The organism is Spirochaetota bacterium (assembly GCA_040756435.1).
Lineage (GTDB): Bacteria > Spirochaetota > UBA4802 > UBA4802 > UB4802 > UBA4802.
Genome location: JBFLZD010000025.1, coordinates 35,733 through 53,537, shown reverse-complemented (window position 1 = coordinate 53,537; position 17,805 = coordinate 35,733). Strand labels below are relative to the sequence as shown.

Annotated in this window: 7 protein-coding genes; 1 reads left to right on the top strand and 6 read right to left on the bottom strand. The window is 37.2% G+C overall.

The window, feature by feature from the left end; genetic code table 11:
• Positions 1-61: 61 nt before the first annotated feature.
• Genes AB1444_08755 through AB1444_08745 form a run of 3 tightly spaced genes read right to left on the bottom strand, consistent with a single transcriptional unit; the run spans position 62 to position 10,742 of the window.
• Positions 62-7,429 (bottom strand): tetratricopeptide repeat protein, encoded by a 7,368-nt coding sequence (locus tag AB1444_08755; GenBank protein MEW6526739.1) that lies wholly within the window; start codon positions 7,427-7,429, stop codon positions 62-64.
• Positions 7,426-8,022, bottom strand: coding sequence for a DUF1318 domain-containing protein (locus AB1444_08750; protein MEW6526738.1), 597 nt, complete (start codon positions 8,020-8,022; stop codon positions 7,426-7,428). The genes AB1444_08755 and AB1444_08750 overlap by 4 nt, the downstream gene beginning before the upstream one ends.
• Positions 8,019-10,742, bottom strand: coding sequence for an AsmA family protein (locus AB1444_08745; protein MEW6526737.1), 2,724 nt, complete (start codon positions 10,740-10,742; stop codon positions 8,019-8,021). The genes AB1444_08750 and AB1444_08745 overlap by 4 nt, the downstream gene beginning before the upstream one ends.
• 133 nt (positions 10,743-10,875) lie before the next feature.
• Between AB1444_08745 and AB1444_08740 the strand changes: the two genes are divergently transcribed.
• The gene (locus AB1444_08740; protein ID MEW6526736.1) at positions 10,876-11,250 is read left to right on the top strand and encodes a hypothetical protein; all 375 of its coding nucleotides are present in this window, start codon (positions 10,876-10,878) and stop codon (positions 11,248-11,250) included.
• 4 nt (positions 11,251-11,254) lie between these two features.
• Here the strand turns inward: AB1444_08740 and AB1444_08735 are convergent, their stop codons facing one another.
• From AB1444_08735 to hypB, 3 genes are all read right to left on the bottom strand, one after another.
• Positions 11,255-15,556 (bottom strand): acyl-CoA dehydratase activase, encoded by a 4,302-nt coding sequence (locus AB1444_08735; GenBank protein ID MEW6526735.1) that lies wholly within the window; start codon positions 15,554-15,556, stop codon positions 11,255-11,257.
• A 57-nt stretch (positions 15,557-15,613) separates the two neighbouring features.
• Positions 15,614-16,540, bottom strand: coding sequence for a TerC family protein (locus tag AB1444_08730; protein MEW6526734.1), 927 nt, complete (start codon positions 16,538-16,540; stop codon positions 15,614-15,616).
• A 102-nt stretch (positions 16,541-16,642) separates the two neighbouring features.
• Positions 16,643-17,311 (bottom strand): hydrogenase nickel incorporation protein HypB, encoded by a 669-nt coding sequence (gene hypB / locus AB1444_08725; protein MEW6526733.1) that lies wholly within the window; start codon positions 17,309-17,311, stop codon positions 16,643-16,645.
• Between the last annotated feature and the right edge of the window lie 494 nt (positions 17,312-17,805).

Genomic DNA, 17,805 nt, shown 5'->3' with positions numbered 1-17,805 from the left:
AAGACTTCATTAACCATCTCCTCATCATCAATAATTACCGCTGTTGGCATTTCTTTTCCTTTCATCTATTGACACCATCATGTATACCTTTTATTGTGCGGCTATAAAAACGAATTCCCAACCAGTAGGCAGGATTTTTAAAACGTTTATCTTTCTTCAAATATTGATATGCTGATATATAAGCATTTAAAAAACTATCAGTTTTAATTGTATTACAGAATTCACGAATGAAGATAATACTATTAACATCTGTAACAGCACTATTCAACAGTACACTAATTCCTATTTCTTTCTGTATCATAAACAAACAATAATAGTATGACACCTGCGATATATTGGCTATATTGATGAACACATTTTCTGATTGTATCATATTACCATTAATCATCAACCCTTTTTTAACAGTATTATAACTAATCTGTCTATCGGTAATCATGATACCCTTTGCTATGGCATCAAATGTATAAGAAAAGTCAGATTGTTTTAGAGCTGATACTATAAGATCCTTTTTTGTATTGTTCACATCAATATATGCCATAGGGGGAACAGACAATGATTCATCCATGGATCCCATCAAAGATGGCATAAAAACTATTGCTGTATCATCTTTATTATACTGAATTATTTCATATGGTATGGATTCAGTATATGCATCAGGAATAACAATTATGGTAGTATAACCACCCAGTTCCTTTATTACAGGTTTCATTATATCATTAATCGCTGCTTCCCTGTCAAATACCTGTTGAAGCAGTCCAACATCATTATAATAGCTGTGAATAATATCATATAATTGTTTATAAGAATTATGCAGGCGTACTGGCTGTATATATGTTCTTGTTATAATCCAGGCAAATATATCGTTTTCATTCTTTGTTGTATACAATACAGCTGTCTTGCGAGGAATATTCTTCTGAATTTCCATAATTGGAAATTTATTTCCAACAAGATCATTATATATACTTTTATAACTGGTGTTTTCATCAAATAATGCAATTCCTTCTATCATCTTTCGTAATTCAGCATACCTCAGAGCATCTCGTTGATTACCCCTGCTCATTGCATACGATATTGCATAATTGATAAGTTTAACGAATAAATATTTATACTCAGAATAATACCATCGTACTGATTCATCATGCAAGCTTGAAATCAACAGATCAATATTTTGGGCGATAGTTTGTAACACAGTGCTATCTGCTGTTTTTGATGCTACAACCTTTTGCATCTGGATACTGACATTAAAAAGATTATATAAAACAGTATCCCTTGTAACTATTTGACTATTGTTTAAAAGATCCTGTGCCTCATCAGTTTTTCCTAACATTATCGCTGAATAGATATAATAGCTGTACCATAACTGCTCCAGTGTATAAGGCAGTTGCTTTAAGGATTTGCATGCAGTATATGCATTTTTAAAATTATCTGTCTTTTGATAGGCATTGATTGCATACAGGGCTGCTATAGGTGATACAATCTTTCCCCTGTCTGAAGCAACGGTTTCTATGTACTGAAGCACCCTTGCTGGAATTACATCCTGCAATATTTCAGCTATTTTTGCTGTTGTAAATTGCACATCAATCCCTGTGTGATTGCCCTTTTCAGCAATCAGCATAATACGCTTCCATTCTTCATCGGGCATAAGTGGTCTGTTTTTAATCATTTCCAGTATTCCAAAAAGCAACAGGTTGTTATAATCGCTAATAGTATTTATAACATTACTGCTATTGCTATCTCCTGTAATAGCTTTTAACATCCTGTATGCAACTGTATTACCATATGAAGCTTTTGAATAACCTAAATTGTATGCAACCAGCAACTCACGTTGAGAAGGAATATAGTCAGCCTGATAGAATTTCATTATATGTTGGGATTTTTCTTTTTCCCCTAATAAAAAAGCTTCCTGAGCATATAATAACAATAATTGGTTAGCTGGCAAAATTGAATCAGTGCTTTTGGATACGTCTTTAATAAGAGGAAGCTTTCCTTTATGCTTATAGCCGTTAATGATGGCTTCATAAATTGTATAATCAAATGTATTTCCCAATCGGGGATCTTTCAAAAGCTTTTCCGCACTACTAACATCACCTTTTAATAAATATACATACACAGCAAATGAACTGGTAAAAGCACTGCTGTATGACTCCATAACTTTGAGTGCTTCTTCTATGTTATTCTGGTAAACCAGAACAAGTATTTTCTTGTCATAATATTCTTGTTGTTTTAATCCAGCCCTTTTCCAGCGCTCTAAAGCAACCATGGCTGTATCATATTCCCCACGTTCTAAAGCCTGAGTATATTCTTTTTGTTTTTTCTGAGAAACTATCTTTGCATTTTGTTCTCTGTCATTTACTGTGTCTGGAACTTTTCCCAGCACCACAGTTTTTGTTTTCAGCGAATTAATAAGGCCTACATCATTATGTACGACTGCTGCAACCAGAGTACCAACACTATTTCCCGAATACAGGATAACAGATGCAACGTGTGAATATATGCTTGAATCTGCTAATAGCATAAGCTCATCAGTTTTCATGTTCTCTATGGATTTAAAAACAGCAGAGCATTCCAGTTTGTTAGCAAAGCAGTAAGATGGTGTTATAGCAATATCTGGATTGTCAGTATCAACTATATACTCTGATTCTTTAATGTCTGTGGTAATTTTTATACTGCTGGGAAGTTTTATGTCGGTTGCAACCACATCTGCTGGCAACCATACCAGGTGCTCGATATCATCCACACGTGAAGCAAATGGCACACACCCTATTGCGTATAACACAGAATTGCTCATATATTTATGCAATGCAAAGAATGTGTCGTTAAGCACAATATATATTTTCCCATGAAATGACTGTACAAATTTATTAACATCTTCAGTCAATCTTTCTGGTTGCAGTGAGTCAGAAATTAAAACCCAATCAATAGTATTTTTATTTACCCATCCATAGAGTTTATTATTAAATGTATAGAAATGTACTACGGGATATTCTGAACCTTTTGATGTATAAACTCCAAGATAGGGTAATAGAAATGTTGAGGCAGCCAACCTGTATCCAGCAAGATTTTTATATTGTGATGAAATAGAAGAGGTTAATTTTTCAATAACACTTGACTCTTCTTCATTCACTATCGTACTGGTTAATTTTTGTTCAAGATCCTGTATGGCAAAACATGTACGTAAAAATTTGCTGTATATGGTATTATCGCTTTTTTTATAAAAATTTGGTATTGATAGTCCATTGAACGCTATTGTGATTATTTGCCGGCGCTGTTGAACAGCATACGCATCTTTGTATTTCTTTTTCTGTATAAGTTCATCAGTATAGGTATCATAGAGCCTTAGAATAAAATCTTTCTTCATAGTATACAGAGGCGGCAGCAATTCTACCCGTGACAGCACTCCATCTATGAGCCTGTCAGGATTATCGATGAGCTGCTTTACTTCCTTATACGTGTATGCTAAATCCCACAGTGTTGCTTCAGCAAACCACACCAGCTCTTTTGACTGAATTTTATTAGCTTTAAATCGAGCACTTATGATATCATCGTATCCATCCCTGAACTGCCCCAAATGTATTCTGCATATTCCTCTATTGATGAGAAGTTTAATAACAAATTCTTGATGAAAAGCATCATTGCCATAGTAGCTGATTGCCTGCGAATATAACCTGAGAGCCTCGGAGTAATAGCCAATGATTTCATGTGTCGGGACATAGTATTCAGTACTTTTATCAGATGGTATATCCTGTTGCAGAATCGAAGCCTTGTGCATGTACAAGAGGGCAGTCAGTGCATCAAATTTAATGCTGTACGCCTCAGCCTGTTTAGATGCCTGCTGTTTCAATGCTGTAATCTCTTCATCAGCTGGCTTTTTCTTTTGCGCCTTCATCTTTTTGGTATAATCATCAAGAAGGGTATTATATACTTTATCATACATATCTTTTTTATACTGCTCTATTCTATGTATTGCTGTATCAAGGTTTTGCACTTTGGCTTTTTGTAGGCTTGAAATATAACAGTAAGCCCATTGAACCATGGCCTGATATATTTTACCAATTGCAACATTTGTATCCTGAGCAATTGACAGAGCAGTATCATATAATTCCAGTGCCTTCTGCACATTCCCCATACGGGAATAACAATATGCTGCATTATACAGAGCGGTAATATGGGCATCAGCCATCAATGAAGTCTTTTGCTTTTGTGTTACCTTGACTAAATCCAGATATTGTGCTGCAGCATCACCAAACCTGCCGCTTTTTGCATAGATATCTGCGCGCATATTCTGGATAAGTATTTCCATCTCCCAACCTGAAAGAGGGGAAACAATTTTTCCCTCACCAATAACAACAGTATCCTGTCCAAGGTCATAAAAATATACAGGACCAAATCCAGCAAATTTCCAGCCAATCGTATACTGCGCTGAAGTTTTTTGCGGCAATGACCGTTTAGCAAGTTCCAGATATACAAGCGCTTGTGTATCCTGCTCCAATCTGCGATAACATTCAGCTATCTCTATGTAAATACGTGATGGGCTATCACCACATTGAAATTGTGCACAGTGTTCTAATGTTTTCTTATACCACTCTATAGCCTTTTGGTAATTACCCTGCATTCGTTCAAAGAGAGCAAAATACCTGTACAGCACATAGAGCGTATTTGCAATTGCAGATTCATTCTTTTGAGCTATCGCCTTGTAAATAGTAAATGCCTGTTGCATTGACAAATATGCCCCATTATAATTACCCTGCTGCCACAAACAATACCCATAGTGATAGTAAAAGAGAGCTTCTTCTTTCAATGTTGAAAAAGTTTTTGTATATTTAATTGCCTCAGCATAATGCCGTGAAGCTAAATTAAAATTTTTTAAAAGAAAATAGATGTTTCCTATGTTACAATGGATATCCGCCTCTTTTTGGGGGAACAGGTTTTTATTGTTAGCTTCCAGTGCCTTTTCATACAGGGGAATGGATTTTTCCCATAAATACTCAGGGAAATATGAATCAATTATACGTTTCTTTGAGGGAAAACGAACACGCAATTCATCAATATACTGATATATCCATCCTTTGAGCAAATATGCATCAACAAACGTATCATCTATAAATAGTGACCAGTCAATGTGTTGCAGGGCATTAGTGAACAATCCAAGGAGCATTTCAAATTCATGAGAGGACTTGCCATCCATGGCATCTGGTGAAGGAGCCAGCGCTGTAGCCTGCTTTACATAGATATATCCCAAGCCATATATATGTGCCTTATCAAAATCCATCCGTGCAATGGGCAATCGTTCTAAGTATTCCTTTTCAATAGTGCCCACAGCTTTGTCCTGTGATACTGCCAGCATTGCATTAATATATCCTATATGAGCGCCAGGTGCATTGGCACTGTATATATCTTTGTAACGGCGTTTAAGATGGAGCAGTGTATTCATGGTTATTGAGCGTTTATATAATGCTACTGCATCTTTGAAGTTTCCTTCAGCGCTGAGCCTTTGCCCTGTGTTTTCAAAATATTCTGCAAGTTGTTCAATAATAGGCCGTATGTCCTGCTTCCACTGTGCCTGATAATTGTTGACAGCAGCTTCGTAGTACACAACCCACTCATCACTTTGTTTTGCATAATACAATTTTCCTAAGGTTACATTCATCAAAAAGTACGCCACATCCAGCTTTTTGGTATGCTCCAAGCCCTGTTTTAGCAATGGTATTGCATCATCATTCTGTGAAAGCTCCATAAGGGCAGTTGCAGCTACATAGTTCATAATAGCTTTAATGATAGGCACATTGTATTTTTCAGCTGATGTTTTAGCATATTCATACCTAACCTTAGATGTGATATTTTTTGTTTGTTCAAGTATTGAAACCGTTATTGCATTTTTAAGGTATGTATAGGAAGACTGAAGTACAGTAATCCATTCTTCAGGGATACTGAATTCCTTATATACCAGTTCACCAGCTTTATACCGTATATACATTAAACGAGTATAATTTTGATATCGAGCAATAATCTCATTATACAAAACTTTGGCTTTTGCTTTCATCTGTATGCGTGCATACTGGTCAGCAAGCTCTTCCATAAAAAAGGGTGCAATCTTTTCTTCGTTTTGTGCCAACAACTCCTTAACAACCTGCTCAAGGTATGTCAGCTTCTCTTTATCCTTCACGCTACGATAGCGCATATAAATTTGCGCTGGCTTGCTTCGTTTACTCAGATCTGCCAGTATATTGGTAACGAATGAATACTGCTGTATGGACGATAATTCATACAGAGCTCTGGCAATTATTATCTGCGAATCAATATCACTGGATTCTTTGAAAAAGTAATATGTGGCAAACAGACAGCGCTGGTAGCGGTCACTATCGTCAAAATCTTCTTTATACTTCAGTGCCAGCTCATATTGTCTGAGAGCATTTTTCTGTTTTGGGATAATGCCTGTATGCGGAATCATTGCAATATTGATGTACTGGCCTTCAACGATGCTGTACACAATTACACCATCAGCATACGACACCCAGCGTGGTGTGGCTGAAGGCTCTTCAATCAACGTCAGAGGATACTCCTCTTTTTTTTGCACATCATAGGCAAATAGCATGCCTTTATCATTGGAATCCAGTCTTGTATCACCATTGGTATCATACTGAATGCGCATAAAATATATATCATTACTGGTTTTCCCAAAGCAGGGCGATAGCTCAACGTATAGGCTACTGGTGATTTGTTTCACCGTGCCGGTAGTAATATTAATTGTAAAGACATCACTTCCCGTATTAGTTTTTTTCACAAAGATGAGCTCTTTGCCATCGCCGGAAAATCGCGGCTGCATCCCCTCAGTAATTTTGCGAATGCCAGTCCCATCTTTTCCTATAATGTAGATGGATTCTTCACCATCACGTGTAGAGGAAAATGCAATTAGCTTACCATCAGGAGAAAAACAGGGTGAAGCGTCGCGTATCGGTGTGACAGCTCCCGAAAGCGGATCCCGTACTGCAGTGATATTGTTAGATGGTACTTCCTGGTCACCCTGCGTTATAATTTTTTCAGGATCAAGCTTCATAATAAAGATATCACCTTCAGGATCATCACGAGTAGAAACAAATGCACACCATTTACCATCAGGCGATACATCAGGTGCAAAATCTCTGGCAGGATGGATGGTCAAACGAACAGTTTTGATGTTGTTCAGTGCCCGTAAGTAGATATCAAAATTACTTCTTTCCTTATTTGATGCATACACAAAGTACTTACCATCAGCGGTGATACTTCCACTTACGTTTACCGAACGCTCAAAGGTAAGCGGAATTGATCGACCTGTACCAAAACGGAATTCTTTGGTCAAAACCTGTGAATAATCAAACGGTATATCACGGTATGCTGTTGATGCACATCCTATCAAAAGTAATGCAAATAGAGCACATACTATACGTTTCATTTTCTCACCCAGCGACCATCTTCTTTCTGTATCCAGTCACCCTTTTTTGCTTTTGCCTGTTGTTCTCTGGCAAAATCATAGCCAAACTGAATGGCTGTAGGATCTTTTGAATCCTTTGAATCTGAACTTTTTATAAATATAATCTGTCGTGCATTGTTTTCATCATTAATCAGTGTACGTATGACTGTAGCCTCCTTCATGGATTGTAATTTCTTTTCATCTACTATTCCCACATATCCATTATTCATTTCACCAATGATTCCCATATCCTTGTATATACGTATCTTATCTTCATTGAATTCTCTTAACTTAATTGCCTGCAGCATAGTCTCATCAGCAGTAACCATTGCACGGCGCTCCCCTTTTGATGGCACCATAACGGTTGACGTAACCCATGCATCCTTTTCAATTTCTCTGTATTCGCCTACAAGCTGGCGCTCAAGCGCTGTCTTTTCGCCAGTAATTTGTATTGCAGGGGGGTGTATTTCAATACAGCTGGGTACTCCTTTCAGGCAACTGGAAGAACTACATCGTGCCTGTGAATACAATATGCCGGCAACGATAGCTAGAGCTATCGCCACTATATGTTTCATAATGTTTCCTCCCTTACCCTGTTAAAAAATTCCACAACCGGGATACGCTCATAGCGCACCTGTTCATTATTAACAGTAACAAAAACACCCAGCACCTTCTTTTTGAAAAAGACTGTTGGGTATACCAGACCTTTATCCATATAAAAATCAAATCCGGTAATAATGAGCGAGTTATCCACGGCAAATTGTCCCATCCCTAACTTTGACTTTCCCCGTTCTTCATTTATGCCTTTAAAAAGCCTGTTTGCAAAATCCTCCCCAACCTTATATATGTTAATAGATCCTGATATATCAAAATCCTGTGCAATGTTGAGGTTTTTACCCATAACCTGCGCATTAAGTGATAACAGTGCATCTTTATTAATCCTTATCGATTCGGGTTTGTCCAGCTTTCCAATATCTATATCATTTGCATTGAGCGCTAATCTAAACTCCATGTGTTGCGGATTAAGATCAGCCAGATTGAAATTTAATTCCTTTAGAGTAACTGTCCCGCGTAAAACTTCAGCCTGCAAATTTTTGATTTCCATTATGTTACGCTTGAACCCAATATACCCATGCGCATTCGTAACATATTCAAAAGCAATATTTCGCGATGGATGTAGTGCCACAATCTTGCCAATGGAAAAATTTTCCTTTTGCTTAAACAGCTCTATATTCATAACATCAGCAGAATCAAATGGCATCTTAAAACTTTGCCCCATTGTATATGCTATTGGTATATCCATATCAACCGGGCCAACAAAAAGTTTACCAGCATCATTACTGAGTATCAACTTTTGAGATTGCAAATTCCCCTTAGCAACCAATGATTGCATAGTCCCTTTAAGACGTAACAATACATTTAAAATGCCGTTTACTGTATAGTTGCCAAAAGAAATTGGTACCCGTGGAGCAACATGTACTCCTGCATCCACGTCAAGTGACACCTCATCTTTTGTAACCACAGACCCTTTAATATGAATACTGGCATAATGCTTTTTGCTAGATACTTCACAGTATGCTATATCAATCTTCCCTTTTTGCGGCTTCTGCGTAACTGATGCTGCAATAGTTAAATCATCAATAGAATAATCCGGAATTTTACCAAAAGCATTTAGATTGATACTATTTGTTTGTGCAGAGGTAATTACATCGGCCTTAAGTCTTACTGTCACAGGCTTTGTTATGGGGCTTGATGTCAGGGACTGTTTCAATGGGGAAGGTAAAGAAAAAGCTATTGATGGAATATCAAACCGTAATGTGGACACACCAATACTTGCTGCCACAACATCACCCAAATTCACTGAACCAGAAACCTCAACTCGAATAGTCTCTGCTGCTATCTCAGGTGCCCTGTGTACTACAACCACCTTTTGAATATCCAGCATGCTGCTATTGAGATTATATACTACATTGCATTGTAAGCTAATACTATTATCCCGTGACCTGTTTTCATCCAGTGCATAAACAAAATGAGGGATCCCAATATCAATGGATGCTTCAACAACAGGATTTCGCAGTATTACCAAATATGGTATTTCAATTAAGGGAATAGTTACAGAAAATCCATCAGTAGCAAATGCAACCTTTTGCCCGCGTATTGCACCTTTCACTGTTAATGTATGAATGTTCCCCTGTATTGTAAGTGGAAAAATTGAAATGGAACCATTAAAGTACGGTTTTGGCCCAAGAAGCACATTGGTATACTGATACATTTCGTTAAGCTTGATATTGCTATCAAGCATGGCAAACTGTATTTCTGGTTCACTGTTTACATGTTCGATAGTACCTGCAAATGAAATCCATACTGATGTACCAAATACAACTCGTAGAATTTTACAGTGGACTGCATCATTTAATGAATTATATGCGATATCATATTCTATCCTGACATTGAGTGGAGCTACATGTTTTCGTGAAAACCTGACAGGTGTATTGTATGTTCCACACTTAAAGCTACTGAACAACTGTTTTCCTTCAGGATTATATACAAGATTAAATGTAAATAGCAACGGTGGACCGGCAGAAATATCCCTGGAAACAAAAGAAAACGACAACGTTTCTTCTGGATTTACAGTAATGTTTAATGCATCAAACAATCTTAATGCCAGTATGTTTAACGGAATGTGACGCGCCGGTGGGATGTGTAGCTTGATAGAGCTAGAAAAATTTTTTAATGTTGCACTGTAAGTACTACTGTGTACTGTTACTGTAAGATTTTCCAATACAAACCCAAAAAGTATTTCTACTGGTATTGGCAAAGTGATCTCATTCTTTTTTTCTTTTTCCTCCTTAGCCTCCTCTTTTTTTTCTTTTTCTTTTTTTTCAGAAGATTTTACCAATTTTTGAATGTTCCATATCCCTTTCTGCTCTTCAAGATATACAGAGGGATTGTATAATCCAATTTCATATATTTTGATTTTTCCTATTAAAAAAGGAAAAAAACTATACCGCAATCGAAATGTATCAAAGGCTATTACAGGTTTTTCACTGTCAGTACCTCTCAGAATAAAATTTTTAATTTCAAAGCCATTGAACAAAGAAAAATGTGTTATAGTAAAGGAAGTCTTTGCATTGAGATGAGATTCTACCTGGTCTGTAACAATTTTTGACACCCTATCAGTGGTTAACACAAGATCAGCAATAAAAAGAATCAGCACCACTAAAACAACAAAGCTACATAGTGCTATAAAACTATATGAAAGAATCTTAATACAATACTGTATGAATGTTTTCAAGCTATTGCTCCACATTCTGAAGTAAAAAGCATAATCAATATACTGTAAGCCAACGTATTAAAACTTTTTTTCATTGACATATCATTTGTTGGCTTTGTATCATGACATAAATATTTATACATAAGGGTAAACTATGAGCACATTAAATGATCTTTTTTCTTCTGAATTTTTAAAAGATAATGCTATTCTCATTGGGAAGATCAAAAAGCCTGCAATCAACAAAGAAGAGGCTAATCAAATCTTAGAATTTGTCAAGCAAGATATACAAAACTACCCCGACCACCAGCATTTCATTCTTGATGTGCTATCAGTACAGGAGGTTTCCAATCCTATTATTGGCGTGTTAATGAAATCACTGCAATTCTGGAAAAAGACACGTGGTTATGCATTACTTGTGATGACTGATGATCTGCTGCAAAAAATAATGATAGAACAACCTGCAATGTTTGATTTTTTTGCAGTATTTCACACTGTTGATGAAGCAATAGCTTTTACTAAAAAAGCTTAGAGTATTATAAATTCTTAATTATTTTCCTATCAATTGCAACTACCGTTTGTGCAGGATGTTCAATAACTTCTTTCATTTCCGGCTTTTCCTTAAATCGCATGACATTTAACATGAATATTTCAAGTTTGTTCAGCGTTGTAGGGGGGATAGTATTACCATCAATTTCAACCGACATCACCGGATATCCTCTGGTACGTGCCCATGGCGTTAAAACTCCTTCGATGACACGACCAATCAAACAGGCAAACGGTGATATATTGACAATTCCCGAATAGCCATCCTGCATAGCCGCCGCTGCCACACCACTTGAAACGGTAATCTCAGATTGCAGTTCCAGATCCACAAAATGTTTTTGTGACATATTCATGATATGATGCATATCATGGGGGGTTTTAGGGATTAGCTGTGTGTGTTGCAACGCTCGTTTAACTTTTTTCTCAACTCTGTGTTTGTACCACTGCTCAATAAAAAATTTCAACAATAACCTTGCCTCCGGGATAAATAGCTTTTTATACCATGGAGCCAGTTTAACGGCCTTCTTATATTCATACTCACGTACGAAATCGCAGTAATAGATCCATTCACTCACTCCTGAAACTTTTGCAATAATCCCTTTTTTACTGAAGTGCTTAACAAGTTCGTCAACAGCAAAATCATCCCTGCGTACATAGATCTCGCCAACAATCAACACCTTTGGGCATTGTGCGATAGTTCTCTGTAATGGAATGTTGCTGATAGCTACAGCAATCTTTTTTAACACCGGGATAACCCTGGTTACATCCTTTTCGGCAACTGAGATTAACTCCTGCCATAGTTGGTCATACAGAGCCATTGCACTAACGGGATCCTTGGCACAGGCTCTGAGCGAAGTTTCAATGTCCTTCATATAATCACTGATGACAACTCCCCACCATGCATGTTTTGAAAAATGCGGCCCTAATTCTGTATATGAATGTGATGAATCCAGCGTCACAACACAAACGTTATCAAAACGCATGTCCCTAAAAAGATTTTCATAAAATACAAAGTACTGCCCTGTACGGCACGGCCCCTGGGTTGTTGGTACAAATAAAAGATATATTTCATCTTTTTTATATCGCGATGAAGAAAAATACTGCAGCGCACTTCCCAGCACCAGATGTGAAGGCAGACATTCCTTGCCTGACACAAATTGTCTGGCCAGTTGTAATGTTTTAGCATCAGGCACAGGCATTGCCTCAGCATTAATACCAGCCGAACGCAATGATGCTGCCAGAAGTTCTGCTCCTAAACGCCCCATGCTTGCTAAAAGTAATGTAACCTTTTTGTTATTGCGCACAGGTATCTTTTTATTGGTAACTATATTACGTACGTACAATTCATTATCTTCAATGACAAAACGCAGGCCATTATCATAGCGCTGAGTTTCTTCACCCATACATTTTTGTCTGTAGCCCTCAATAATATCCAGAAAAGCTTCAATACGTGTATCAACTCCTGCATCAGCTGTGTGGGAATCAAGCTCTAAGATAAGAAAAGGCTTGGAACCCATAATCCATTTTAAGTAATGCAGCATGAACGAATCAGGCGCACACGAAAAATTAGAAATAAATGTCACATAAATATTATTTTCTTTTGCAAGCATGACACTTGCTTTCATATCCAGCTGTCCATAAAACCAGTACATGTTAGGAAATATTTCTTCATCCTCAAAGGGAAGGATGTCAAACGGAATAACCGTATACCCAATACTGGTATATTTTTTGGGAATGCCCATATTTGCATCTTTTGTAAATGCATTATAGGGCCTCCCCAGTAATGCTATGGCAGGTTTTTTAAGTTTCCGTGCAAACTCTAGAGCCTGTTCCCCTAATTTTCTGGCTTTTACAAAATATTCGTTTTGCTTTTGTAACGCAAGCCCAAATGCCCTTCTTCCTTCTTCCGGTGAAAAGCCAAGTTTTACAGCCACATGGATAAATGAATTTTCCGTCATTTCATCTGACAGTTCGAAACTAATAACTGGCGAAAGTATTTTTTCTTTAGGAATTTCATCAAATGCCTTTTCAATATAATATGGTAATCCCTGAGTAATAGGGCAAAACGTTGCACGGGCATCATTCTGATAGCTTTTCATTTCTTTAATGTGCGGCAGGAAGATATAATCAACATTCTTATCAAGAATATTTTTAACCGCACCATGCGCTATCTCAGCAGGAAAGCAATAAGCACTTTCAACTTTAGCTTTTCCCTCTTCTGAGATTTCATCAGAGGTAACTATCGCCACACCTAATTCTTTAAAAAACCATGAATACAGCGGCCACAAGGTATATGCTGAAAAACACAGCGGCATGCCAACCGTTATAGAGGCATTGTGTGGCATTTCCTGTGGTGCGCATTCACCAAACAATAACTCATTTCTTTTTTCAATAAAATCAACAACCTCCTCTTCATGGATAACGCGCTTTTTTCGCATATTTGCATATTTATTGCACCTGCCACCAAACATGTACCTGTTGCCATTAACATTGAGTACCCGAATGGGACAATAATTATCGCAAGCCTTGCATATAAACTCGCGCTCATAGACAATGTTTGTATTAAGAATTGCATCAAGTGAATAGAATTTTTTTTGTAACAGGCCATCCGTAAGCTTATTTAAGGCAACTATCGCCACGCCAAAACAGCCCATCAGTTCCGGGTCCGGTGGCACTGTTATATGTTTTCCAAGAAGCATGGCAAATGCAAGCGGTACAGCTTTGTTTTTTGCAACTCCTCCCTGAAGCACGATGGAATTGCCAATAGTTCTGTTTCCTACAACACGGTTGAGATAGTTAGCAACGATTGATGTCACCAAACCCGCAGTGATGTCTTCCCGGCTTGCTCCCTGCTGAATGGCTTTGCGAATATCAGAGTTGATAAATGCTGAACAGTGCTCACCAAATTTGAGTGGATGCTCTGCCTGCAATGCAATATCACCTATCTCCCATGCATGGGCAATGTTCAGATCGCCTTGAGCTGATTCTTCCAAAAACGAACCGGTTCCTGCCGAACAGGCTTCATTCATTGCATAATCAATGGGCACACCATTTTTTAAATATACATACTTTGCATCCTGACCACCAATCTCAAATATTGTGTCAATATCTGGCTTAAAGTAGGTAGTACCAACTGAATGGGCAATGATTTCATTGTAGATAGCTGGTGTTTCTAAAAAGACTCCTAATATTTCTCGTGATGAGCCAGTAGTTGCTGCCAATGAAATAATGATGGGGCTATCCCCTATCTGTTCTTTTAGCTGTTTTTGTATTTCAACAATACACTGCTTCAATGCTTTAACCGGATCACCATGGGTTCTTCCATAGTGTGCAGCTACAATTTCATGAGTGTGTATATCAACAAGGCATGCTTTTGTTGTGGTAGATCCTCCATCAACACCCAATATATACTCCCCACCGGGTTTTGCAACTCCACGCTTTGAGGGGATATACGTAACGTTATTGAGCGCTGTTTTTAAACTGTTAAATCGCGGAAAACTTATAGTATGTTTTTCAAATAGAGTATCACCAATTGGTTCACCGTACTGCTCTGCTAATAGCGCTGCACCATAGGCTTCAAAATAAGCAGCGGTATCTGGTATGATAAACTCAACATGAGGCAATTTTTCTTTAATAAACTGTAATATATATGGATTGCGTGTTATACCACCGGTTAGAATCACAATGCCCTTGTGAATTCGTGCCTTTTTTAAAAAGTCTATAACTTTAACTGCCATCACATTGGAAAGTGAAAGAACTATATCACCTTTAGTGGCTTCACCTTTGTTGAGCCTGTGGGTACAATCACTTTTCATGAATACTGAACAGCGTGTTGATAATCGCAATACCTTGCTTTTTTCTGGAATAGAATGAATATCAGCAAGTGTCATATCCATGCGGGCCAATTGTTGCTTGAAAAACTCACCTGTACCTGCAGCACACTTATTTCCTGAAAAATTATTCTTAATCTTTTTATGCTCATCAACAGTATAGACTACAAGGTCCTCGCCTCCCATAGATACTATTGCATCCGGGTTGTAATCACTGTGTTTTAGCGCTTCCTCAATGCACACAGATTCTATGACTCGGGGCAGATGTAATAAAAACCTTCCTTCATTTCCGGTAACTATCGCCCGTGCATCTTCAGGAATTTTTAATTGCGATAGGATGGTGGTAAGCGTACCCGGCACATCACCTTCATGGGGCATTATGTTAAATGTATTAACAACTCCACTGTTACATACTACAACTTTTACACTGGTAGAACCAATATTAATACCTACAGTGACCATAACCACACCTCCATAAATCACACAGCTATTGTCTTGGTGCAATTGCCTTTGTATTTGTTACTGTAATTTTTCTTTATTTTCGGGGATATAGATAGAGGTAACTATTGAAATTGTCAATACAAATGCAATTATTCCCAATGATATCTCGGTGGGGATATGATAGCCAAGCTGGGCTGCTATCATCTTACAGCCAACATATATCAGGATAACCGACAATCCATAATGCAGAAATCTAAATAGACGCATGACTGCTGCCAGTGCAAAATAAAGTGCTCTTAACCCTAATATGGCCATGACATTTGATGTATACACAATAAACGGGTCATGGCTTATTGCAAGCACGGCAGGAATTGAATCAACCGCAAACACAACATCCGTTGATTCAATGACCAGCAAGACAATAAAAAGCGGTGTAACAAAGCGTTTCCCATTTTCTTTAACAAAAAAATACCCATTACGATAGTCGCTGGTAACGGGTAGCATTGTGCGTGCTAATTTTAACACTGGATTTTTTTCAGGATGGATCTCCTTATCCTTTTCTTTCATCATCTTGTATCCAGTATAGATTAAAAATGCTCCAAAGACATACAGTATCCAGTCAAATTTTTCTATTAACGCAATGCCAGCAAAAATGAATATGGCACGCATGATAAGAGCACCCAGCACACCCCAAAAAAGCACCTTATGTTGATACATTGGATTTACTTTAAAATAGGTAAACAGCATCAAGAATACAAATATGTTATCCATGCTTAATGATTTTTCAACAAGGTAGGCAGTGAAAAATAGCAAGGCTTTATGGTATCCAGCGTAAAAATATATGCCTGCATTAAATATCAGGGACAACGCTATCCAGAATATTGTCCACAGTACCGCTTCTTTTACTTTAATTTCATGTGCTTTACGATTAAAAACACCTAAATCTAAAAGAAGCATAAGCAGGACAAAAACATTAAAACCAACCCACATGAGAGTTTTGGTCATCTATTTCTCCCTGTACATAGTACATTATATCTTAAGGGAAGCATACATTAGCACATCCGAAAGCGGCAAAGATGTCCCCTACATGACACTTTTATTATAAAGTTACTTGCCAACTTTATTTTTTATCCGTGAGCGCAGTGCTTTTAAGAATCCTTCTATGCCTTCACCGGTTTTGGCACTTATCTTGTGTACTTCCATCTTTGGATTTGTGCGCTTTACATTTGCCAGTAACTCATCCATATTGAAATCAAGATAGGGCAAAAGGTCAATTTTATTAATCAACAGTGTATGCGAAGAATTAAACATTAACGGGTATTTCACTGGTTTGTCTTCACCCTCGGTAACACTTAATACTACAACCCGTTCATCATCACCAAGTTCAAATTCAGCAGGACATACAAGATTGCCAACATTTTCAATGATGACCACATCAACAGCATCTAAATCAAATTTTTCCAAACAACCCATTATCCATGAGCTTTCTAAATGGCAGGCGCCCCCAAACAATTTTGTTTCAATCTGAACAATAGGAATATTATATTTTGCAAGCCGATTTGCATCATTGGTTGTTTCAATATCGCCTTCAATCAGGGCTATATTGTAATCTTTTATAAGGTCATTGATTATTCTATCGGTGATAGTGGTTTTCCCTGCACCGGGCGAACTCATGATATCAAACATATATACTTTTTTTTGGCCAAGCAATTTTTTAATTTCCTCAGCCTTCTGAATATTTGATTCATAAATGTTCTGTAATACCTGGATTTCCATGATGTATTCTCCTAAAAATTAAAAAATTGGATATACTAAAAAATAGTTATTGTAAGCATTCATTTTTTAGATAATGCACAATAATCACCGTTACCATATTATTCAACTACTTTATCACATAAATATCATTATTTAAAAATTTCATAATTATTAATTATTGCTTAACAAATTTTCAGCATTAATTCCTTAAAAAATTTCATGATGAATATAGTGTATACCCCCGCCGTCGAAGGCGGCGGGGGTATACACTATTTTATATTTTATTCAAATTTCCACATTTAGGAATAATTAGTGACAAATTTTTATACATGCATAACTGTTCACAGGTTTATCAAAAAAAGGTCACTTAAGTGAATATCTAAAACATTTATATAGATACTTTACCTATTTCCATAGAAATTTGTCACATTGAGCAGTAAAGCCAATCACTAATCCATGATACATTTGTATTAAAACGATCTTTTATACCATCAGTGATATATGCTATATACTGT